Source organism: Halopseudomonas sp., assembly GCF_036961105.1.
Taxonomy (GTDB): Bacteria; Pseudomonadota; Gammaproteobacteria; order Pseudomonadales; family Pseudomonadaceae; genus Halopseudomonas.
The window spans coordinates 1-20,914 of the sequence record NZ_JBALWW010000031.1; the positions used below are offsets into that span (position 1 = coordinate 1).

Genomic DNA, 20,914 nt, shown 5'->3' on the forward strand with positions numbered 1-20,914 from the left:
CTTGAAGCGTGGCATGCAACACTCCTTGTTGGTCTGCCCAAATCCTAGCAAATATGGAGTTTTTCTACAGCCTCAACAGGCAGCTAACCGGCTGAAGCCCGCTGACAGCTAATCGGCGACGACCTGAGCGGAGCATTTTTCAGCCAGATGCTGATTTTTTAGCCGCACGTAGTTATCCGCCGAGTAGCTGAAAAAGGCCTTTTCCTTGTCGCTCAGCGCGCGCACCTGGCGTGCCGGGCTGCCCATATACAGAAAGCCGCTTTCCAGGGTGCGGTTGGCCGGCACCAATGATCCGGCACCCACAATCACTTCATCTTCAACCACAGCGCCATCCATGACGATGCTGCCCATGCCGATCAATACCCGGTTGCCTATGCTGCAGCCGTGCAATAGCACCTTGTGACCCACAGTCACTTCGTCACCAATGATCAGCGGATAGCCGTCCGGGTTGAAGGGGCCGGCGTGGGTGATATGCAGCACGCTGCCGTCCTGAATACTGGTGCGCGCGCCAATGCGGATACGGTGCATGTCACCCCGAATCACCGTCGCCGGCCACACCGAGCAGTCGGCGCCCAGCACCACATCCCCCAGTACCACGGCCGAGGGATCGATGAATACCGCCTCGCCGAGCTGCGGAGTCTTGTCGCCGAAGGGTCTGATATTCATGCCGCTACCTCGCTTGCCTGAGAGTTTGCCTGGTTGAATGCTGCCGCTCGCCTTGAAATGCCAGGGCGCTGCCTATAAATAAAAGAGAACAGGGGCATGAAGCAAACCACTCGCCATGCCCCGAACCGATTCAATATGATGGCGGTCGAACATCGTCACTGTCCAATCAGGAAGCTATCCCATGTCCAATCCGCTGCTGCAACCCTATGACCTGCCGCCGTTCCGCGCCATTCGCGCCGAGCACGTCAAGCCCGCCGTCGAGCAGATCCTGGCCGATAGCCGCACGCAAGTGCAGGCCCTGCTGGCAAATCCGCCGGCGCAGTGGAGCTGGTCAAACCTGATCGAACCCCTGGACGACATGGGCGAAAAGCTGTCGCGCGCCTGGTCTCCGGTCAGCCATCTGAACGCCGTGATGAACAGCCCGGAACTGCGCGAAGCCTACGAGAGCTGCCTGCCGCTGCTGAGCCAGTACTTTACCGAGCTGGGGCAGAACCAGGCGCTGTTTGAAGCCTATCAGCAGTTGGCCAACAGCAACGAATTCCGTCAGTTGGATCAGGCTCAGCAAACCATCATCGAGCACGCGCTGCGCGACTTCCGCCTGTCTGGCATCGCCTTGCCACCCGAGCAGCAGAAGCGCTACGGCGAGCTGCAGATGCGCCTGTCTGAACTGCAGAGCACCTTTTCCAACCAGGTACTGGACGCCACCCAGGCCTGGACCAAACAAATCACCGATGCCGCCCAACTGGACGGTCTGCCCGAATCCGCGCTGGAACAGGCCAAACAGGCTGCCGAAGCACGGGAACTGGAGGGCTGGCTGATTACCCTGGAATTCCCCAGCTACTATGCGGTGATGACCTACGCTACCGACCGCGCGCTGCGTGAAGAGGTCTATACCGCCTTCAGCACCCGCGCCTCGGATCAGGGCCCGCATGCCGGCAAGCTGGACAACGGCCCCATCATTGACGAGATTTTGGCCTTGCGCCAGGAGCTGGCCGAGTTGCTGGGCTTTGCCAACTACGCCGAACTGTCACTGGCCACCAAGATGGCCGAAAGCACTGATCAGGTGCTGGGCTTTCTGCGCGATCTGGGTCAGCGCAGCAAAAGCTACGCTGAAGAGGATCTGGCCGCTTTGCGGGCCTTCGCCGCCGAACAGGGTTGTGCCGAACTGAAGCCCTGGGATGTGGGTTACTACAGCGAGAAACTGCGGCAGCATCGCTACGCTATCTCCCAGGAGGTACTGCGCCCCTACTTTCCGGTCAATACCGTAATCAAGGGTATGTTCGCCGTAGTGCAGAAGCTGTATGGCATCGAGCTGCGTGAAGTGGATGATTTTGAACGCTGGCATGCCGATGCGCGTCTGTTCGAGGTGCTGGAGAACGGTGAGGTGATTGGCCGCTTTTTCCTCGACCTCTACGCCCGCTCACACAAGCGCGGCGGCGCCTGGATGGATGGTTGCCGCGACCGTCGGCTGCTGCCGGGCGGCGAACTGCAGCGCCCCATCGCCTATCTGGTATGCAACTTTACGCCGCCGGTGGGCGGCAAGCCGGCATTGCTGACGCACGATGAGGTGACCACCCTGTTCCACGAGTTCGGCCACGGGCTGCATCACCTGCTGACGCGGGTCGACTATGCCTCCGCCAGCGGTATCAACGGTGTGGCCTGGGATGCCGTCGAGCTACCCAGCCAGTTCATGGAAAACTGGTGCTGGGAACCCGAAGGCCTGGCGCTGATCTCCGGACACTTCCAGACCGGCGAGCCATTGCCGCAGGAGCTGCTCGACAAGATGCTGGCCGCCAAGAACTTCCAGTCCGGCATGGGCATGTTGCGCCAGATCGAGTTCTCCCTGTTCGACTTCGAGCTGCACACCCGCAAGCAACCCGAACTGAGCGTGCAGCAGGTGCTGGATCAGGTGCGTGATGAAGTAGCGGTAATGCGCCCACCGGCGTTCAACCGCTTTCAGAACGGTTTCAGCCATATCTTCGCCGGCGGCTACGCGGCAGGCTATTACAGCTACAAGTGGGCGGAGGTGCTGTCTTCGGATGCCTTCTCGCGCTTCGAGGAAGAAGGTGTGCTCAACGAGGCCACCGGGCGCGCCTTCCGCGACAATATTCTTGCCCGCGGGGGCAGCGAAGACCCCATGGCGCTCTTTGTTGCCTTCCGTGGCCGCGAGCCCTCGATTGACCCGCTGCTACGGCATCTGGGGCTGTCCGGAGAGGCAGCGTGAACGGTCCGGTAAAACGCTTCATCGCCGGTGCGGTGTGCCCGGCATGCAGCAAGATGGACACCATTCGCATGTTTGAAGTGGAGGGCGTGCCGCACCGCGAGTGCGTGGAGTGCGGCTACGCCGATACCTTGGATGAGCGCGGTAACTCCGTGCCCAGCGAACTCAGCACCCGGGTCAATGCGCCCAAACCCAAGGTGGCCAAGCCAAGCTCGCAAACGGTACAGTTTTTCCCCAATCCCCGATTGAAGAAAAAGGATTGAAGCCGCCGGCGCGGCTCAGGCCGCGCCGCGCCAGGCAATGTCGATGCCCAGCTCTTCACTCATGCACGGCCATTGCTGCCACAGCTCTCGACCCACTTCGCGCTGCTGCGCCAGATAGGCCTGAAAGTTGTCGGAGCTGAATGCCTCCTGCGGCAGCAGCCCCCCTACGGCCGTCTCGACGGCGGCGTCCAACTGGTTGGCAAAATCATCCCCCAGCAATTGGTGCACGATGAGATTGGCCCGCGTGGTGTCCATGGGAATCAGTGCCTCGCCGCCATGGGCCAGATAACAGTCATTCACTTCTTCCACCAGCCGATGCGCCAGGTAGGCTTCGTCCAGCAGCGCCAGCAGGCCCTGGTGTTCCGCTGGCAAGTCGCGCGGCTGCAGGAAAAAGGCTTCGGCCACCTTGAGTACCGGCAACAGCCGCTCACGCATGCGCGCCGCCGCAGCCACCTCGGCGGCGGCATGCAATACCTCAGGCACCTGCTCAACGTAGGCGCGTACAAAAGCAAACAATGTATCGATGCCATCGTCTTCCAGGCGAATCGCCGGATGCAGGTCTGGCAGGCGTTCGGTCAGCCAGGCACGCAACCCTTGCTGCTCGGCTTCCTGATTGATGGCCAATTCGACCTGACGTTTCAAAGCGCGCGTATTCATGCGTTTCTCTCCTAGACTACGACCACCGGCAGCACCCTCAACATTCATTAGCGGGGTGGGGCGCATGAGGCTTGGCGGGGTGGGATCAACCTAGCAGAGGCTAATAGCTCCGTCAAAGTGACTCAGGTTGAGGCATTAGACCTTTTTGTAATAACCAGATAATAAAAATCAGCTTTGCCACACCCCTCACCCTATGAAACGTTTTATAGCGGCCTTCTGCTATCTTCGCCAGCCCCCATACAGGTTAAAAAATAACCTCGGACAACATTGCCAAGCTGCAAGCCCGGTCTATACTCGAAATTGTCCGGTAGCCTATGGGGGATACCGACCGGGGGAATCACCACGGCTTTTTCGGCCGCGTTCTGACTCTGGTCCATTGCGTCTGCTTTTGCCAAAGGGCACTGCAGAGCCATCCCCGTGCGCCTGGAGTGATAAAAACAATAAAGGGGAACCGGGAATGTTGCGATTAGCAATCACCTGGCTGGTTGGCCTGTCCGCATCTGTTGTTGGCATGACTGCCAACGCCGAGTGGGGTGTCAACATGCGGCCGGGCGTCACCGAAGTGAGTCAGTCCGTGTTCGACCTGCACATGACCATATTCTGGATCTGTGTGGTGATCGGCGTCATCGTGTTCGGCGTCATGTTCTGGTCGATGCTCATGCATCGCAAGTCCGACGACAGGAAGCCCGCCACTTTCCACGAAAACCTTACCGTCGAGGTGCTCTGGACAGTCATCCCCCTGGTCATCCTTATTGTCATGGCGGTGCCCGCCACCAAGACCTTGATCGATATCTACGACACCGAGGAATCGGAAGTCGACATCCTGATTACCGGCTACCAGTGGCGCTGGCAGTACAAGTACATGGATGAAGGCATCAGCTACTTCAGCTCGCTGGCCACCCCGCGCGACCAGATCACCAATGTCTCCGAGAAGAATCCCGACTACCTGCTCGAGGTGGACGAACCCCTGGTACTGCCGGTCGGCAAGAAAATCCGCTTTCTGATTACCTCTGCCGACGTAATCCATTCCTGGTGGGTTCCGGCCTTTGCGGTCAAGAAGGACGCCATCCCCGGTTTCATCAACGATGCCTGGACCCGCGTGGATCAACCCGGTATCTATCGCGGCCAGTGCACCGAATTGTGCGGCAAGGACCACGGCTTCATGCCCATCGTGGTCGATGTGCGCAGTCAGGAGGATTACGCCGCCTGGTTGGCCGAACGCAAGGAAGCCGCCGCCAAGGAAGCCGAATTGCGCGAGAAGGAATGGACCCTGGACGAACTGGTTACCCGTGGCGAGAAGGTCTACGCGTCGGCCTGTGCGTCCTGTCACCAGGCCAACGGCGAAGGCATACCGCCGATGTTCCCGGCGCTCAAGGGCAGCGATGTGGTACTCAACGATATACAGGAACACATCAACACCGTCGTGAATGGCCGACCCGGCACTGCCATGGCGGCCTTCGGCAAGCAACTCTCTGAAGTGGATACGGCTGCGGTCATTACCTACGAACGCAACGCCTGGGGCAATGCGACCGGCGAAATGGTAAGCCCGCTGGATGTCCTCAACTTCAAAGACGGCCAATAGGAGACCTGTCATGAGCGCAGTGATCGATCACCATCACGCCGACCATGCCCATGGTCCGGCCAAGGGGCTGATGCGGTGGGTACTGACCACCAACCACAAAGACATCGGCACCATGTACCTGTGGTTCAGCTTCATCATGTTTCTGGCCGGCGGCAGTATGGCCATGGTCATTCGGGCCGAGCTGTTCCAGCCGGGTCTGCAGCTGGTGCAGCCCGAGTTCTTCAACCAGATGACCACCACCCACGGCCTGATCATGGTCTTCGGCGCGGTGATGCCGGCGTTTGTCGGCCTGGCCAACTGGATGATCCCGCTGATGGTAGGCGCGCCGGATATGGCGCTACCGCGGATGAACAACTTCAGCTTCTGGCTGCTGCCGATGGCATTCGGATTGTTGCTCTCGACACCGTTCATGGAAGGCGGTGGGCCCAACTTCGGCTGGACCTTCTACGCGCCGCTGTCCACCACCTATGCACCGCCCAGTGTCACCTTCTTCATCTTTGCCATTCACCTGGCGGGCATCAGTTCGATCATGGGGGCAATTAACATCATTGCCACCATTCTCAACCTGCGCGCACCGGGCATGACGCTGATGAAGATGCCGCTGTTTGTCTGGACCTGGCTGATCACCGCCTTCCTGCTGATTGCGGTGATGCCGGTACTGGCTGGTGTGGTGACCATGATGTTGATGGACATCCACTTCGGCACCAGCTTCTTCAACGCCGCCGGCGGTGGTGACCCGGTGATGTTCCAGCACATCTTCTGGTTCTTCGGTCACCCCGAGGTGTACATCATGATCCTGCCCGCCTTTGGCGCCGTCAGCCAGATCATCCCCACCTTCAGCCGCAAGCCGCTGTTCGGCTATACCTCCATGGTGTATGCCACCGCGGCGATCGCCTTTCTGTCGTTCATCGTCTGGGCGCACCACATGTTCACCGTGGGCATTCCGCTCACCGGCGAACTGTTCGTGATGTACGCCACCATGCTGATTGCCGTGCCTACCGGGGTGAAGGTGTTCAACTGGGTGAGCACCATGTTCCGCGGCTCGCTGACCTTCGAGGCGCCCATGCTGTTCGCGGTGGCCTTTGTCATCCTGTTCACCATCGGCGGCTTCTCCGGCCTGATGCTGGCCATCGCGCCGGCGGACTTCCAGTATCACGATACCTACTTCGTAGTGGCGCATTTCCACTACGTGCTGGTACCGGGCGCGATTTTCGGCATCTTCGCCTCCGCCTATTACTGGCTGCCGAAGTGGACCGGCCACATGTATGACGAAGTCATGGCCAAGACGCATTTCTGGATGAGTTTCATCGGCATGAACCTGGCGTTCTTCCCCATGCACTTTGTGGGGCTGGCCGGCATGCCGCGGCGCATTCCCGACTACAACATGATGTTCGCCAACTTCAACATGGTGTCGTCGGTGGGTGCCTTCATGTTCGGCGCCACTCAGTTCCTGTTCCTGTTTATCGTGATCAAGTGCATCAAGGGCGGACGCAAGGCAGCGGCCAACCCCTGGGAAGGTGCCGAAGGGCTGGAGTGGACAGTACCTTCACCTGCGCCCTATCACACCTTTACCACTCCACCCGAGGTGAAGTAGCCGGGAGGCCGCAATGAGCGAGCAGTTGTCGAACGCAAGACTGGTCAAGCGCCTGTTGTTTACGGTGGCAGCGATGTTCGCCTTCGGCTTCGCTCTGGTGCCCCTGTACGATGTGCTGTGCGACGTCCTGGGCATCAACGGCAAGACCAACACCAGTGCCTACCAGCCAAGCGTGGAGCAGATCGACGAAAGCCGCACGCTGCGGGTGCAGTTTCTGTCGACCAACGCCGATGGCATGACCTGGTCGTTCGGGCCGGACGCCGATGAGCTGACGCTGCACCCCGGAGAAACACGCGAGATGCTGTTTCATGCGCGCAATCCGACCGACCACGCCATGGTGGCGCAGGCCATTCCCAGCGTGGCGCCCTCCAAGGCAGCCGCCTATTTTCACAAGACCGAGTGCTTCTGTTTTACCCAGCAGGTGCTGCAACCCGGCGAAAGCGTAGAGATGCCGGTGCGCTTTATCGTCGACCCGGCGTTGCCGGCGGACGTAAAGCACCTGACGCTGGCCTACACCCTGTTTGACGTAACTGATCGGATGCCTGAAAAGCTGGCGGGCTCAGCGCCACAGGCCAATTGAGTACAGACTGCCGGATAAGGAGAACAACAGATGGCAAGTCATGAAACCTATTATGTGCCGGCCCAGAGCAAATGGCCGATCATTGCTTCCATCGGCCTGCTGCTGACGGTCTACGGTGGCGGCAATATCATCAACGGCATGAGCAGCGGCGAAGGCAGCGGGTTCGGCAAATGGATCTTCTTTGCCGGCGCATTGACCATCGCCTACATGATGTTCGGCTGGTTCAGCAACGTCGCCAAGGAGAGCGATCAGGGACTCTACAGCGCCCAGATGGACCGCTCCTTCCGCATGGGCATGGGCTGGTTCATCTTTTCCGAGGTGATGTTCTTCTCGGCGTTCTTTGGCGCGCTCTTCTATGCGCGGGTATTCGCCGGTCCCTGGTTGGGTGGCGAAGGCGACAAGGGCGTCACCAATCTGCTCTGGCCGGAATTCCAGTTTGCCTGGCCGCTGATGGTCAACCCGGATACCAAAAGCTTTCCCGGCCCCAATGAAATCATCAGCCCCTGGCAACTGCCGCTGGTCAACACCATCATCCTGATTTCCTCCAGCGTAACCGTGACTTTCGCCCACCACGCCCTGCGTGCCGGCAAGCGCGGCCTGACCAACGGCTGGCTGGGTCTGACCGTGCTGCTGGGTACCATCTTCCTGGTGATGCAGGCGTGGGAATACCACCATGCCTATCACGAGCTGGGGCTCACGCTGAACTCGGGCATCTACGGCTCGACCTTCTTCATGCTCACCGGCTTTCACGGCGCCCACGTCACCATGGGCACGCTGATTCTGGCGATCATACTGATACGCCTGGTACGCGGGCATTTCAGCCCCGAGAAGCACTTCGGCTTCGAGGCAGCCATCTGGTACTGGCACTTTGTTGATGTGGTCTGGGTAGGATTGTTTGTCTTTGTCTACATACTCTGAGGTCAGCCGCGCACCTGCGGCGCGCTCTGGTTCAATGCAACCAGGGCGCCGACCAGTTCAGCTCACCCGACCAGAAGCCGTAACCCACCAGAGCCATCAGCATGACGGTCAGAGTGATGCGCAGGGTCAGCGCCTTGACCACTCGGCCCTTGCGGTTGTCGTTGTCCTTCATCAGAAAAAACAGGCCACTGAACAGACTGCAAATCACCGCAGCCAAGAGCACCACTATCGCCACTTTCAGCCACATGACCAGCTCCCCTCTTTTGTTGTTATGCGCGCCAGTATAGCCGCGCGGGGCGCCGACCGTGATGATGTCTGAGGTCAAGTCGGAGCCACGGCGCTTCGCGCCCGGTCTGGGGCTATGGCTATTTACCCTGGGTTTCATGCCGATTCTGCTCGGCCTTGGCTGGTGGCAGTTGGAGCGCGCTGAGCAAAAACAGCAGTTGGAGCAACAAATGCTGGAGCGACGGCAGGCACCGGCGCTCAGCCTGAACCGGCTGGACCATGCGCGCCCGGCCAACTGGCAGGTTCTGCAGCTGCAAGGACACTTCGATCCACAGCGCATCTGGCTGCTCGACAACCGCACCCGGGAAGGCGCCGTAGGTGTTGAAGTGCTGCAGGCCTTTCGCGACGACAACGGCGAGTGGCTACTGATCAATCGCGGCTGGGTACCCTGGCCTGATCGTCGCGCCAAGATACACATCAGCACACCCAAGGGCAGCCAGCGGCTGCTGGCCGAAGCGCTGCCGGATCCAGGCGCGGGGTTTCGCCTGGGCAATGCCAGCGCGAGTTCGTCCGGCTGGCCGCGCCTGATTACCCAGATCAACCTCGCCGAATTGCGTCAGCAGGCCGGCCTGCCGCTGGCCGACTGGCGCGCACGCCTGACCGACGCGCAATCTGCGGCGGCGCTACGACTCGATTGGCCGGAACTGCCGATGCGTTCCAGCCGTCACACAGGTTACGCAGTGCAGTGGTTCTGCCTGGCGGGTGCATTGTTTATTCTGTTTGTATGGGCCGGTTTACGGCCAGAACCCGGGGGAAATAATAATAATGATGAGCATGACAGATAACCCGAGCAAGCCGCGCCCACGTGGGCAACTCAAACTGCTGGCGATTGGCGCGGTGGTCTTTGGACCCATTGCGCTGGCTGCGATAATGGCGCATTTCCAGATCGGCATTCCGCAAAGCCACTCGAACAAATCGGCACTGGTAGAGCCACAGATTCAGCTCAGCGACTGGCAGATCCCGATCGAGCCGGTGGGCTATGGCGCACCCTGGCGGCTACTGGTCACCAGCACCCGGGCCTGCGATGACGCCTGCCTGCAGCTGGTACACGAAGCGCGCCAGATCAACGTCGCGGTCGGCCGCGAAGCCGACCGTGTGCAGCATCTGCTGGCTGCCGGCACAGCGCTCTCCGCCCCTCAGCAGCAACAGCTGGAGAAGCGCTTTCCGCGGTTGCAACAGGTCGAGCTATCTTCGGCAGCCTACAGCCGCAGCCTGCAGCAACTGCCCACCCCCTGGCAGCAGGGACCACAGCTCTGGCTGGTGGACCCCTTGGGCCGTGTGGTGCTGCACCAGCGCGCTGGCGATCCCGGCAAACATCTGCTGGATGATCTCAAGCGTCTACTGAAGCTGTCGAAGGTAGGTTAAGCCATGCACAAACGCGCATACCAATGGACCTTGTTCGGCCTGCTGCTGTGTTTTGTCGTGGTGATTCTCGGCGCCTATACGCGCCTGGTGCATGCCGGTCTTGGCTGCCCCGACTGGCCCGGCTGCTATGGTTTTCTCAGCGTGCCGCAAAGCGACAGTGCACTGCAGACGGCGCAAATGCGCTTTCCGGATGACCCGGTGGAAGCGTTCAAGGCCTGGGCCGAGATGATTCACCGCTATGCCGCCGGCCTGTTGGGCCTGGTGATCCTTGGCCTGGCCCTGTTCAGTCTGCGCCAACGGCGCCAGCCGGGTTATCCGGTGGCCTTGAGCCTGGGCCTGCTGGGGTTGGTAATCTGCCAGGCGCTGTTCGGCATGTGGACTGTCACCCTGAAACTCTGGCCGCAGGTGGTCACCGCGCATCTGCTGGGCGGCTTCACAACCCTCGCTCTGTTACTGCTGCTGAGCCTGCGGCTATCCGGCCGGCTGCCGGCCTTACCGGCCAGCCCACGCACGGCCCGGCTGCGCAATCTGGCACGCATTACTCTGCTCGTGGTGATAGTGCAGATCATGCTCGGCGGCTGGACCAGCACCAACTACGCCGCCGTGGCCTGCATCGATCTGCCAACCTGCCACGGTGAATGGTGGCCGGAAATGGACTTTGCTACCGGCTTCAATCTGCTGCACCAGCCGGTGGGCCCCAACTACCTGGGCGGCATGCTCGAAGGCCCCGGCCGCACGGCAATCCACTTTACCCATCGCCTGGGCGCGCTGGTTACCACCTTGATGGTGCTGCTACTGGCCTGGCAACTATGGCGCGCTCGGCATGTCCTATTGGCGGGACTGGTGATGCTGATGCTCGCACTGCAGGTGACCCTTGGCGCCACCAATGTACTGCTGCACCTGCCACTGGCGGTAGCGGTAGCGCATAACGGCGTAGCCGCGTTGTTGCTGCTCAGCGTGGTAGGTATCAATTACCGGTTGCGCGCCCCTGCACGGGCGCGCCTGCACATGCAGACCAGCAGGCGGCGGCGAACGCTGGCGGGCTCGCTCTGACTGGCCCATACTCCAGACATAACGATAACGGCGGGGCAAACCCGTCGCAGGGGGATTAGATCATGGCAACCGTGACCCGTACGCTAACGGCCCGCGCCGGCTGGCGCGACTACCTGGAACTGACCAAGCCCAAGGTCGTCGCCTTGATGATCATCACCTCGGCTATCGGCATGCTGCTCGCCAGCGACAGTGCCGTACCCTGGCAAACGCTGTTGCTGGGCAACCTCGGCATCGCTCTGTGTGCCGGCTCTGCCGCTGCGGTAAACCACGTGGTAGACCGCCGCATCGACCTGCACATGGCGCGCACGCAGCGCCGGCCACTGGCCCAGGGCCGAGTCAACCCGCTGAACGCGCTGCTCTTTGCCTTGGCGTTGGGCGTCATCGGCATGGGCATTCTGCTGCAGTGGATCAACACCACCACCGCCTGGTTGACACTCGGCTCGCTACTCGGCTACGCCGTGATCTATACCTCCTTTCTCAAGCGCGCCACGCCGCAGAACATCGTGATTGGTGGCTTGGCAGGCGCAGCACCACCGCTGTTGGGCTGGACCGCCGTGACCGGTCAGATCGAGGCCGAGGGTCTGCTGCTGGTGCTCATCATCTTTGCCTGGACGCCACCGCATTTCTGGGCCCTGGCGATCCACCGCAAGGCCGAGTATGCCAAGGTGGATATTCCCATGCTGCCGGTCACCCACGGCGAGCGCTATACCAAGCTACACATTCTGCTGTATACCTTTATCCTGCTGGCGGTCAGCATGCTGCCCTTCGTGATTCACATGAGTGGCGTGCTCTATCTGGTGGTGGCCCTGGCGCTGGGCCTGCGCTTTATCGACTGGGCCTGGGCACTATGGCGCGACAGCCGCCCGCACGCCGCCATCAAGACCTTCAAATTTTCCCTTTGGTACCTGTTGTGGCTGTTTGTTGCCCTGCTGGTGGACCATTACGCAGGAGTAGCCGGATGGCTCTGAGCGGTGTACAGAAAACAGTGATCATCTGCGCGGCGAGCGTAGCGCTGGTCATGGGTGCGATCATCCACAAGGTGACCCGCCCGGTGCCGCTGGATCGCAATGCCTTGCAGGGCGCCGGCGTATTCCTGTTTGATGCCCCGCGCCCGGTGCCCGAGGTAACACTGCAGGCCGCCTCTGGCCAGCCCTGGACCAGCGCCGACCTGCAGGGCCAATGGGATCTGCTGTTTTTCGGCTACACCTTCTGCCCGGATATCTGCCCCACCACCCTGGCCGAGCTGCGCCAGTTGAGCGAGCAGCTCCCCCCGGAAATCCGCGAACAATTGCAGGTCACCCTGGTGAGCGTGGACCCCAACCGCGATACGCCAGAACGGCTGGCCTCCTATCTGGATTACTTCAGTGCCGACTTTGCCGGTGCCACCGGGCCATCGCCAGAGTTGGCGCAGCTGGCCAAGGCGCTATCGATTGCCTACATAGAACCCGACACCAGCAACGAGAATTATCTGGTCGATCACAGCGGCCAGGTCGTGCTGGTCAACCCGCAGGGCGAATATGTGGGCTTCATTCGCCCACCGCTGAACCAGCAGCAATTGGCCGTCTGGCTACCGCGCATCATGCAGCCCTGATCTTCTCTGCTCTGCCGGATGCGCGATCCGCGCCGGCAGGGCGTCCGAATCCGTGGCGCTCCAGCATGCCGCCAGACCACTGCCTATTCAGTGCGACTCTTCTCCCAGCGGATGACCTTACCCGCTCGCTCCGCTACCGCCTGCGCCTGACCATTACGCTGGGCGCCCGCCCGCGCCTTGCTCAGCAGCAAAGGGATCAACGGCCCTTCCGGCAAGCCGGCCCAGAAACGCAGCGGCATATGCCCCTGCATGACCTTGGGGTTGAGCCGCGCCGGATTGAAAATGCTGCTGTAATAGCTCTGCCACAGCGGGTCGTGCTGCTCACGCCCGGCTTGCGCCAGCGTCGCCCAGTCTGCCGGACAGCTTGCGCGATACTCCAGCCGCTGCCCGTCATACCAGACCGCATCACGGGACGAGGCGATCAGCCAACGCTGACGCCCCAGGCGCTCGGCAAAATGCAGGCTGGCACTGGCGAGGATGTCGTGCGCCGGCTCGTGCCATGCCACGTAATCCAGCTCGGCGTGGCTTGGCAATGGATGAAAGCGCACAAAGGCGTGCAGGTGATGCGCCTCGCGGCTGACGGCCTTGATGCGCCGCTGCAGTTCACTGCCGTCCACATCGCCGGCCAGCATCGCCTGTCGTTCGCCGCGCGCCACCCGCCAGAGAATCCGGTACAGCAGATTCCAGCGCCCGGCCATGCGATAGCGCGCAGCAACCTTGAGCTCTTCCAGCAGCTGCGCGGGGATCCGCGTGGGCGCAGCGAGCGCACTTGTATCGCCGGCCGAGACAGGCTCGGCTGCGAGCAGCTGACGATGCGCAGCATCTTCCCAGACCACCTCGTGCGGCGGCACGCCCTGGCTCAGCAGCTGCCGCGCCTGCTGGCGCCAGTCTTCAAAGTTGTCGTCGCAGCAGAGTATTTGCATCAGCCTACCTGTGAAAGAAAGGGGTCTGGGCGCTTAGCCCCAGAGCGCCATCTGCGCCGGCTGATCGCTGAGTTGGCGACGCAACAGAGCAGACTCGGCCTCTGCCTGCTGCGGCAGGTAGTCGTCGGTGACGATAAAGGGCTTGGCCTTGTCGATCACGCAGCGCAGCCGCGCCACATCGGCAAAGCGGATGCGCTTGAGCCGACGCAGGCTGACAATGCGCTCGGCAGAACGCACACCGATGCCCGGCACCCGGGCAATCAGATGCGGCTCGGCAAGATTCAGGTCCAGCGGAAACAGGTTGCGATTGGCCAGGGCCCAGGCCAGCTTGGGGTCGATATCGAGCGGCAGATTACCCTGCATACCGATCAGCTCGCCCGCCTTGAAGCCGTAGCCGCGCAGCAGAAAATCGGCCTGATACAACCGATGCTCACGCAGCAGCGGCGGCGCCTGGAAGGGCACCGAGGCCGGGCTGTTGGGAATGGGGCTGAAGGCGGAATAATAGACCCGGCGCAAGCCGTACTGGCCATAGAGGCTTTCGGCCGTTCGCAGGATGCGGCTGTCGTCGCTGGCATCGGCACCCACAATCATCTGCGTGCTCTGGCCGCCCGGCGCAAAGGCGGGGGCGCGCTTGTCGGTCCGCGACTCGGCGCCGGCGGAATCTATGGTCGCCATGGCCCCGGTGATGCTGCCGGCCTCTTTCTCCGGCGCCAGCCGGGTCAGGCTGTCGGCATCGGGCAGTTCGATGTTTACGCTCAGGCGATCGGCATAGCGGCCTGCCTCCGCGATCAGCGCCGGGTCGGCCTCGGGAATGGTTTTGAGGTGAATATAGCCGCGAAACTGGTGCTCCTCGCGCAACAACCGCGCCACGCGGATCAGCTGCTCCATGGTGTAATCCGGCGACTGGATGATGCCGGAGCTGAGAAACAGGCCGCTGACATAGTTGCGCTGATAGAAGTCCAGCGTCAGCCTGACCACCTCCTCGGGCATGAAGCGCGCCCGCGGCACGTCACTGGAGCGCCGATTCACGCAGTATTGGCAATCGTAGAGGCAGAAATTGGTCAGCAGAATCTTCAGCAGGGAGACGCAGCGACCATCAGGCGTATAGCTGTGGCAGATGCCCATGCCGTTGGTGGCCCCTATCCCTTCCTTGCCGCGGGAGCTGCGTTTGGGCGCGCCACTACTGGCGCAGGAGGCATCGTATTTTGCTGCGTCCGCCAGAATGGTGAGTTTGTCGATCAGCTCCATGGGACCACCTTTTACTGTATATACATACAGCTTAGAGAATAGTCCCTGCCTTCTCAAGCCTCATCAGCCGCTATCACCCGCGGGGCGACGGTCGGCGGTTTTAAGCTGGAAGCTGGAAGCTGGAAGCTGGAAGCTCAGGGTGGGAGGGGGAAGAGTTCGTTTTCAACTACCATTATTGCCCGTTCGTCGGCTTGCAGCTGGATATTCCAGCCGCCGGTGAGTGCGCCGAATGAGGGCAGTATTGTCACGTTTTCACGCAGCCAGAACACCGGGGCGCGTAGCCGGTCGGCGCCGGTGTTCAACACCAGTGCCGGGTGCAGGTGGCCGGCGAGCACGTGCCGGCCCGCCACTGGCTCCGGTTCATGGCACAGGCGGAACGGCCCCAGATCCAGCGCCCGGTGCCACTGCACGCCAATATCCAGCCCGACGGCGTGGCGATCGTGATTGCCCACTACCGCCTCGACAGACACCCCGGCATGCGCCTGCAACCATTGCGGAAACTGCGCGAGAAAGGGCTCGCCTGGCGCAGGGCGATGGTGCAGTACATCGCCGAGAATAATCAGCCGCTGGGGCGTGAAGTCGGCAATCAGCTGGCTCAGCCGCTGCAGATCACCTCGGCTCTGGCCGCTGGGCACCGCCAGGCCGCGCCGACGCATGAGCGCGCCCTTGCCAAAGTGCGTGTCGGCTACCAGCAGCGTGGCTTCGGCCGGATAGTACAGCGCCTTGTCGCCGTGTAGCGTCACCTGTGCCCCGGCCAGCTGCCAGTCCAGCGTGCGGCTCATCGTTTCTTCCTCGCCTTGCGTTCGGCATGCTGCTCCAGGCTGACGATCATCCGTTGTACTCGCTCGCGCCAGCCTTCGGTGCTGATGCGGTTGCGCTGGCGCTCCACCCACAGCGGGAAGGCCAGTGGCGAGAAACGCTCAAGCCCCATCAGCTTCAGCGTCTGCCCCTCTGCGCGCTCCAGCACCGCACGCAACCGCTGGATATCCAGTTGCTCTTCGAGCACCTCGCGGCTGGCCTGCGCCAGCAGGCGATGCTCGGGATCGTGGCGTTGCAGGGTGTCATACAAAAGGCCGCTGGACGCCTGCAGCTGGCGGTCGGTCTTGCCACGCCCCGGGTAGCCCTGAAATACCAGACCGCTGATGCGCGCAATATCGCGGAACTGCCGGCGCGCCAGCTCACTGGCGTTGAGCGCAGCAAGCAGATCGTCCAGCAACTGCTGCGGGTTCAGCAGCCCGCGCCAGTCTGCCTCGGTCAGCTCGGGCAGGCGCGCGGTGCTCAGCAGCTCCAGGCCGTAGTCGTTGACCGAGAGCGAGAAGGTCGCCGGCAATCGCTGCCCCAGGCGCCAGGCCAGCAGCGCGGCCAAACCTTCGTGCGCCAGCCGCCCGGCAAAGGGATAGAGAAACAGATGCTCGCCCTCGCGCGAGCGACAATGCTCAATCAATAACTGCTGGCGTCCCGGCAAGGCGGACTGACGCTTCTGCAGCTCCAGCACCGGCGCTATGGCCTGCACCTCGGGGTCGGCGTACTCGCCCGCCTGCACCTCTTCGAGTATTTCCAGCACGCTGTCCGCCAGCTCGGTCGACAGCGGCAAGCGCCCGCCGTACCAGCGCGGTACGCTGTGGCGCCGGGTTTTGGCGACCCGCACATAGGCCACCAGATCGCGCACCTTGACCAGCTCCAGCGCTCGGCCAGTAAACAGGAACACATCGCCCGGCTTCAGGCGCGCGATAAAAGTTTCCTCGATACTGCCCAGGCTGCCGCCCTTCATGAAGCGCACCTGAATCTGCGCATCGCTGGTGATGGTGCCAATGGCCAGGCGATGGCGCCGCGCGATGCCGGTGTCCTCCACGCTGAAACGTCCATCCTGCGCCACTACCCGCTGAAACTGCGGGTAGTGCTCCAGCACCGGCCCGCCCTGGGTGATAAACATCAGGCACCAGTCGAACAGCGCCCGCTCCAGACCGGCGAAGGCATGGGTACTGCGCGCCTGGGCGTAGGCCTCATCGGCGGTAAATCCCGGCCCCGCCGCCAGCGTCACCAGGTGCTGCACCAGCACATCCAGGCTCAGGCGCGGCGGGCGACGCGCTTCCACTCGGCCGGCCGCCCAGGCTCGACGGGCCGCGGCAATTTCGACCAGCTCAAAGGCATGACTGGGTACGCAGAGAATCTCGCTGGCCGCGCCCGGCTGATGGCCCGAGCGCCCGGCGCGTTGCATCAGCCGCGCTACCCCCTTGGGGCTGCCGACCTGTACCACGCGGTCCACTGGCGAGAAATCCACGCCCAGATCCAGGCTGGAGGTACAGACCACGCAGCGAAAGTCGCCCTGGCGCAGCCCCTCCTCGATGCGCTTGCGCAGGCCGCGGTCAATGGAGCCGTGGTGCAGGCCGAGCTGGGTCAGCCAATCGATCCGTGCACGCAGAATCGCCTCGAACCAGAGCTCGGCCTGCGAGCGCGTATTGGTAAACAGCAACGAGGTATGGCCCTGCTGCAGGTAATCGAGCACGCCATCCAGCTGCCCCAGCCCGAGATGCCCAGCCCAGGGGAAGCGCTCGACATTCGCCGGGCAGAGGCCACGAATGGTCAACGGCTTGTCGTCGGCTTCATCGGCTCTGGCGCTGATGCGCTCGCCGGGCTCAGCAGCTTCGCCCAGCAGCACCGCCATGGCCTCGTCCAGATTGCCCAGGGTGGCAGACAGCCCCCAGACCACCAGCTCAGGCTTGAGTGCGCGCAGCCAGGCCAGGCACAGCTGCAATTGCACGCCGCGCTTGCTGCCCAGAAGCTCGTGCCACTCGTCCACGATTACCGCATCCAGATGCGCAAAGCTGTCCGCTGCGTTGCGGTAAGACAACAGCACCGAAAGACTCTCGGGCGTGGTCACCAGCGCCTGGGGCAGCTTGCGCCTTTGTCTGGCGCGCACGCTGGCGGAGGTATCGCCGGTGCGGGTTTCCACTTTCCAGTCCAGGCCCAGCGCGGTGGCCGAAGCCTGCAAGTGCCCCGCGGTGTCGGCCGCCAGTGCGCGTAGCGGGGTGATCCAGAGAATGCGCAAGCCGCTGGTTGCGGCCGACTGCTCCAGCGCACGTGAGACCGGGCCCAGCCAGGCGGCGAGGGTTTTGCCTGAACCCGTGGAGGCGTGAATCAGCCCCGATCGGCCGGCCCGAAATGCTTGCCAGGCACGCCGCTGAAAGGGCGCTGGCTGCCAGCCCTGGGCGGCAAACCATTGCTCCACCGCAGCCAGCCCGTCGGCGGGTGTCGGCTTAGCCGCCATACAGGTTCAGCAGGTTTTTGACCTGTTCAAGGGTGTCGGCCTCGGCCACCGGTTTGTCGTGTCGCCAGCGCAGAATGCGCGGGAAGCGCAGCGCAATGCCGGACTTGTGCCGGGGCGAAGGCTGAATGCCTTCAAAGGCGATTTCCAGCACCTGCTCGGGTTTGAGCGAGCGTACCGGGCCGAACTTTTCCACCGTGTTGCGGCGTATCCAGTGATCCAGTTTCTGGATCTCCTTGTCGGTCAGCCCCGAATAGGCCTTGGCGATGGGCACATAGGCGTCGCCGTCGCGCACTGCCAGGGTGTAATCGGTGTACAGGTTCGCCCGGCGGCCATGCCCTGGCTGGGCGTAAAGCAGCACGGCATCGATACTCAGCGGCTCGATCTTCCACTTCCACCAGTCGCCACGCACCCGGCCGCTGCGATAGGGTCTATCGAGCCGCTTGAGCATCAGCCCTTCGACCCTGCGTTCACGACTACCCTCGCGGTGCGTCGCCAGCTCAGTCCACTCGGCCGCGTTGACCGCCGGGCTCAGCCGTATCGCCTGTTGTGTATGCTCGGCCAGCAACCGCTCCAACAGCGCGCGGCGCTCGCGCAGCGGGCGTTCACGCCAGTCCTGCTGCTGGTATTCCAGCACATCGTAAGCGAGGAAGATCACCGGCACTTCGCGCAGCAGCTTGGCGCCCACGGTCTTGCGCTGGATGCGCCGCTGCATCTGCGAGAAGGGCAGTACGGCGGTATCCCAGGCGAGAATTTCGCCATCAAGTACAACTTCCGGCAGCTCGGCTGCGGCGGCCTCTACCTCCGGGAAGCGGCCGTTCATCGGCTCTTCTCCGCGCGACCAGACCCAGACGCCTTCCGGCCGCGCGATCAACTGGGCGCGGATGCCGTCCCATTTCCACTCCGCCAGCCACTCATGCAGATCACCCAGGCTCTCGGGTTCGGCTTCCAGCGGCGAAGCGAGAAAGAACGGATAGGGCTGCCCGGCGCGCTCCTCGCGGTGCTCGGCATCAAAGAGCCCGGTAAAGAAGGCCGCGGTAGGCGCAAACTCACCGATCAGCCGGCGTGCGATCAAGGCTCGCGGACGATCACTCAGCGTGGCCAGCGCACGCTCCACCAGCCCGCGCGAGACACCCACCCGCAGGCTGCCGGTCAGCAGCTTGTTGTATAGAAAACAGGCCCGGCGCGGCAGGCTGCGCCATTGCGCCAGCACATGGGCGCGCTGCTCCTGCTCGTCGAGCTGGCGCAGGCCCAGCACCCCCTGCTCGATCCAGTCGACCAGTGAGCCTTCCACCGCCACGCGCTCGCTGTCGTCCTCGGTCAACAGGCTGATGGTTTCGGCCAGGTCGCCCACGTGCTGGTAGCTTTCTTCCACCAGCCAGTCGGGCAGCCCGGTGGCTTCACAGAGCCAGTCGCGCAGCTTGCGCGGACCAATCAGCCGGCGCATGCGCCGGCCGGAGAGTATGTACACCGCCCAGGCGGCATCGGCGGGCGGCGCGGCGCGAAAGTAGGCCACCAACGCATCCAGTTTCACCTGAGTACGAGTGGTGGCGTCCAGCTCGGCATACAAGTCGGCAAAGGCCTGCATCAATCGTCCTCGGCGCCGTAGAGGGTGGTCAGGGCGCGGGCATCGATGCCTTCGTGCTCGCGCAGGTAGCGCACCAGATCGTCACTGCGCCCGTGCGTGGTGAGCACCGTTTTGGCGCCGCAGTCGCGGATGGTCGCCAGTAACGCCGGCCAGTCGGCATGGTCGCTGAGCTCAAAGCCCTGGTCGTAGCCCCGCCGCCGACGGTTGCCGCGAATGCGCATCCAGCCGGAGGCAAAGCCGGTGGTCGCGTTCTTGAAGCGGCGCATCCAGGGCGAGCCGGCGGCAGAAGGCGGCGCCAGTATTAGCTGACCGTTGAAGGTTTCATCGCGCGGCAGCTCGGAGACCGGCTGGGTCGGCAGCATGTTTACGCCCGCTTCACGGTAGAGCTCGGTCAGCGCCACCATGGCGCCGTGCAGATAAACCGGGCGATCGGTGTGCTCGGCCAGCGCCGCCAGCACCCGCTGCGCCTTGCCAAACGCATAGGTAAAGAGAATGCAGGGGCGCTCGGGGTTGGCCGACCACCAGTCCCACATCTGCTGACCCACCTGCTCTACCGGCGGCCAGCGATAGCAGGGCAGCGCGAAGGTGGCTTCGGTAATCAGGGTATCGCAGGGCACCACTTCAAAGGGCGCGCAGGTGGGGTCGGCTTCGCGCTTGTAATCACCGCTGACCACCCATACGCGGCCGTCATCATGGGCCACGCGCACCTGCGCCGAACCCAGCACGTGCCCGGCCGAGTGCAGGCTCAGGGTAACCGCGCCAAAGCGGCGCTGCTCGCCATAATCCAGGCCGTTGAACTCATGCTCGCCCAGGCGGTGCAGCAGAATGGGCAGGCTCAACTGATGCGCGTAATAGCGCTGATGGCCGGCCCGGGCGTGATCGGCGTGGGCGTGGGTGATCACCGCGGTGGTCACCGGGCGCCAGGGATCGATATGAAAGTCGCCGGCCGGGCAATACAGGCCGTCATCGGTGGGCAGTATCAGGGGATCAAGCATGCAGCGCTGCACTCATTGGTCCGGGTCCTTTTTCTCATCACAGCTTCTCATCACAAGCTGTCGTTACAAACCATCACAGGCATAGGACAACAGGATCGCCGGCCTGTTACAGCCCGGCGC

20 protein-coding genes are annotated in these 20,914 nt (G+C 62.6%); 11 read left to right on the forward strand and 9 right to left on the reverse strand.

All coding sequences use genetic code 11. The features are described from left to right. Positions 1-108: 108 nt before the first annotated feature. Positions 109-666: a gamma carbonic anhydrase family protein gene (locus V7756_RS18135; RefSeq protein ID WP_335611611.1), complete on the reverse strand. Its 558-nt coding sequence runs from the start codon at positions 664-666 to the stop codon at positions 109-111. A 181-nt stretch (positions 667-847) separates the two neighbouring features. Between V7756_RS18135 and prlC the strand changes: the two genes are divergently transcribed. Further along, positions 848-2,890 carry an oligopeptidase A gene (gene prlC, locus V7756_RS18140; protein WP_335611612.1) on the forward strand — a complete coding sequence of 681 codons (2,043 nt, stop codon included), beginning with the start codon at positions 848-850 and terminating at the stop codon, positions 2,888-2,890. After that, entirely contained in the window at positions 2,887-3,150 is a 264-nt protein-coding gene (locus tag V7756_RS18145; protein WP_335611613.1) for a YheV family putative zinc ribbon protein, read from the forward strand. Before prlC ends, V7756_RS18145 begins: the two co-directional genes overlap by 4 nt. Before the next feature lie 15 nt (positions 3,151-3,165). Here V7756_RS18145 and V7756_RS18150 read toward each other — a convergent pair whose 3' ends face one another. Next, entirely contained in the window at positions 3,166-3,807 is a 642-nt protein-coding gene (locus V7756_RS18150; protein WP_335611614.1) for a hypothetical protein, read from the reverse strand. Between the two features lie 457 nt (positions 3,808-4,264). On the opposite strand from V7756_RS18150, the gene coxB reads away from it, so the two are divergent. The 4 genes from coxB to V7756_RS18170 are packed head-to-tail and all read left to right on the forward strand — an operon-like array spanning position 4,265 to position 8,481. Beyond that, complete coding sequence (coxB, locus tag V7756_RS18155) at positions 4,265-5,389, forward strand: cytochrome c oxidase subunit II (RefSeq protein WP_442909026.1); 1,125 nt, start codon at positions 4,265-4,267, stop codon at positions 5,387-5,389. A gap of 10 nt (positions 5,390-5,399) precedes the next feature. Beyond that, a complete protein-coding gene (gene ctaD, locus V7756_RS18160; protein WP_335611615.1) occupies positions 5,400-6,983 on the forward strand; it encodes a cytochrome c oxidase subunit I in 1,584 nt (527 codons plus the stop codon). A 13-nt stretch (positions 6,984-6,996) separates the two neighbouring features. Beyond that, positions 6,997-7,563, forward strand: a complete 567-nt coding sequence (locus V7756_RS18165) for a cytochrome c oxidase assembly protein (RefSeq protein WP_335611616.1) — start codon at positions 6,997-6,999, stop codon at positions 7,561-7,563. Between the two features lie 30 nt (positions 7,564-7,593). Beyond that, entirely contained in the window at positions 7,594-8,481 is an 888-nt protein-coding gene (locus V7756_RS18170) for a cytochrome c oxidase subunit 3 (RefSeq protein WP_335611617.1), read from the forward strand. A gap of 31 nt (positions 8,482-8,512) precedes the next feature. Here the strand turns inward: V7756_RS18170 and V7756_RS18175 are convergent, their stop codons facing one another. Continuing rightward, entirely contained in the window at positions 8,513-8,728 is a 216-nt protein-coding gene (locus tag V7756_RS18175; protein ID WP_335611618.1) for a twin transmembrane helix small protein, read from the reverse strand. A gap of 61 nt (positions 8,729-8,789) precedes the next feature. Here V7756_RS18175 and V7756_RS18180 point away from each other — a divergent pair, with 61 nt between their 5' ends. The 5 genes from V7756_RS18180 (at position 8,790) to V7756_RS18200 (ending at position 12,775) form a co-directional block, all read left to right on the forward strand. Continuing rightward, positions 8,790-9,551, forward strand: a complete 762-nt coding sequence (locus V7756_RS18180; RefSeq protein WP_335611639.1) for an SURF1 family protein — start codon at positions 8,790-8,792, stop codon at positions 9,549-9,551. Next, positions 9,532-10,131, forward strand: coding sequence for a hypothetical protein (locus tag V7756_RS18185; RefSeq protein WP_335611619.1), 600 nt, complete (start codon positions 9,532-9,534; stop codon positions 10,129-10,131). Before V7756_RS18180 ends, V7756_RS18185 begins: the two co-directional genes overlap by 20 nt. Positions 10,132-10,134: 3 nt before the next feature. Next, positions 10,135-11,184: a COX15/CtaA family protein gene (locus tag V7756_RS18190; protein ID WP_335611620.1), complete on the forward strand. Its 1,050-nt coding sequence runs from the start codon at positions 10,135-10,137 to the stop codon at positions 11,182-11,184. Positions 11,185-11,246: 62 nt separating this feature from the next. Further along, positions 11,247-12,152: a heme o synthase gene (gene cyoE / locus V7756_RS18195; RefSeq protein WP_335611621.1), complete on the forward strand. Its 906-nt coding sequence runs from the start codon at positions 11,247-11,249 to the stop codon at positions 12,150-12,152. Continuing rightward, positions 12,149-12,775 (forward strand): SCO family protein, encoded by a 627-nt coding sequence (locus tag V7756_RS18200; protein ID WP_335611640.1) that lies wholly within the window; start codon positions 12,149-12,151, stop codon positions 12,773-12,775. Before cyoE ends, V7756_RS18200 begins: the two co-directional genes overlap by 4 nt. An 83-nt stretch (positions 12,776-12,858) precedes the next feature. Here V7756_RS18200 and V7756_RS18205 read toward each other — a convergent pair whose 3' ends face one another. The 6 genes from V7756_RS18205 to V7756_RS18230 form a co-directional block, all read right to left on the reverse strand. Beyond that, positions 12,859-13,698 (reverse strand): TIGR03915 family putative DNA repair protein, encoded by an 840-nt coding sequence (locus tag V7756_RS18205; protein WP_335611622.1) that lies wholly within the window; start codon positions 13,696-13,698, stop codon positions 12,859-12,861. A gap of 33 nt (positions 13,699-13,731) precedes the next feature. Then, positions 13,732-14,946, reverse strand: a complete 1,215-nt coding sequence (locus V7756_RS18210; RefSeq protein ID WP_335611623.1) for a putative DNA modification/repair radical SAM protein — start codon at positions 14,944-14,946, stop codon at positions 13,732-13,734. Positions 14,947-15,080: 134 nt separating this feature from the next. Then, on the reverse strand, positions 15,081-15,728 hold the full coding sequence (pdeM, locus tag V7756_RS18215) for a ligase-associated DNA damage response endonuclease PdeM (RefSeq protein WP_335611624.1): 648 nt from the start codon (positions 15,726-15,728) through the stop codon (positions 15,081-15,083). Then, positions 15,725-18,214, reverse strand: a complete 2,490-nt coding sequence (locus V7756_RS18220) for a ligase-associated DNA damage response DEXH box helicase (RefSeq protein ID WP_335611625.1) — start codon at positions 18,212-18,214, stop codon at positions 15,725-15,727. The genes pdeM and V7756_RS18220 overlap by 4 nt, the downstream gene beginning before the upstream one ends. Continuing rightward, positions 18,204-19,799 (reverse strand): ATP-dependent DNA ligase, encoded by a 1,596-nt coding sequence (locus tag V7756_RS18225; RefSeq protein ID WP_335611626.1) that lies wholly within the window; start codon positions 19,797-19,799, stop codon positions 18,204-18,206. Before V7756_RS18225 ends, V7756_RS18220 begins: the two co-directional genes overlap by 11 nt. After that, positions 19,799-20,794 (reverse strand): ligase-associated DNA damage response exonuclease, encoded by a 996-nt coding sequence (locus V7756_RS18230; RefSeq protein WP_335611627.1) that lies wholly within the window; start codon positions 20,792-20,794, stop codon positions 19,799-19,801. Before V7756_RS18230 ends, V7756_RS18225 begins: the two co-directional genes overlap by 1 nt. Between the last annotated feature and the right edge of the window lie 120 nt (positions 20,795-20,914).

What these genes read in the sequence shown, in the direction of transcription:
- V7756_RS18135 (WP_335611611.1), bottom strand. Translation starts at nt 666, where the DNA reads ATGAATATCAGACCCTTCGGCGACAAGACTCCGCAGCTCGGCGAGGCG.
- prlC (WP_335611612.1), top strand. Translation starts at nt 848, where the DNA reads ATGTCCAATCCGCTGCTGCAACCCTATGACCTGCCGCCGTTCCGCGCC.
- V7756_RS18150 (WP_335611614.1), bottom strand. Translation starts at nt 3,807, where the DNA reads ATGAATACGCGCGCTTTGAAACGTCAGGTCGAATTGGCCATCAATCAG.
- coxB (WP_442909026.1), top strand. Translation starts at nt 4,265, where the DNA reads ATGTTGCGATTAGCAATCACCTGGCTGGTTGGCCTGTCCGCATCTGTT.
- ctaD (WP_335611615.1), top strand. Translation starts at nt 5,400, where the DNA reads ATGAGCGCAGTGATCGATCACCATCACGCCGACCATGCCCATGGTCCG.
- V7756_RS18165 (WP_335611616.1), top strand. Translation starts at nt 6,997, where the DNA reads ATGAGCGAGCAGTTGTCGAACGCAAGACTGGTCAAGCGCCTGTTGTTT.
- V7756_RS18170 (WP_335611617.1), top strand. Translation starts at nt 7,594, where the DNA reads ATGGCAAGTCATGAAACCTATTATGTGCCGGCCCAGAGCAAATGGCCG.
- V7756_RS18175 (WP_335611618.1), bottom strand. Translation starts at nt 8,728, where the DNA reads ATGTGGCTGAAAGTGGCGATAGTGGTGCTCTTGGCTGCGGTGATTTGC.
- V7756_RS18180 (WP_335611639.1), top strand. Translation starts at nt 8,790, where the DNA reads ATGATGTCTGAGGTCAAGTCGGAGCCACGGCGCTTCGCGCCCGGTCTG.
- V7756_RS18185 (WP_335611619.1), top strand. Translation starts at nt 9,532, where the DNA reads ATGATGAGCATGACAGATAACCCGAGCAAGCCGCGCCCACGTGGGCAA.
- V7756_RS18190 (WP_335611620.1), top strand. Translation starts at nt 10,135, where the DNA reads ATGCACAAACGCGCATACCAATGGACCTTGTTCGGCCTGCTGCTGTGT.
- cyoE (WP_335611621.1), top strand. Translation starts at nt 11,247, where the DNA reads ATGGCAACCGTGACCCGTACGCTAACGGCCCGCGCCGGCTGGCGCGAC.
- V7756_RS18205 (WP_335611622.1), bottom strand. Translation starts at nt 13,698, where the DNA reads ATGCAAATACTCTGCTGCGACGACAACTTTGAAGACTGGCGCCAGCAG.
- V7756_RS18210 (WP_335611623.1), bottom strand. Translation starts at nt 14,946, where the DNA reads ATGGAGCTGATCGACAAACTCACCATTCTGGCGGACGCAGCAAAATAC.
- pdeM (WP_335611624.1), bottom strand. Translation starts at nt 15,728, where the DNA reads ATGAGCCGCACGCTGGACTGGCAGCTGGCCGGGGCACAGGTGACGCTA.
- V7756_RS18220 (WP_335611625.1), bottom strand. Translation starts at nt 18,214, where the DNA reads ATGGCGGCTAAGCCGACACCCGCCGACGGGCTGGCTGCGGTGGAGCAA.
- V7756_RS18225 (WP_335611626.1), bottom strand. Translation starts at nt 19,799, where the DNA reads ATGCAGGCCTTTGCCGACTTGTATGCCGAGCTGGACGCCACCACTCGT.
- V7756_RS18230 (WP_335611627.1), bottom strand. Translation starts at nt 20,794, where the DNA reads ATGCTTGATCCCCTGATACTGCCCACCGATGACGGCCTGTATTGCCCG.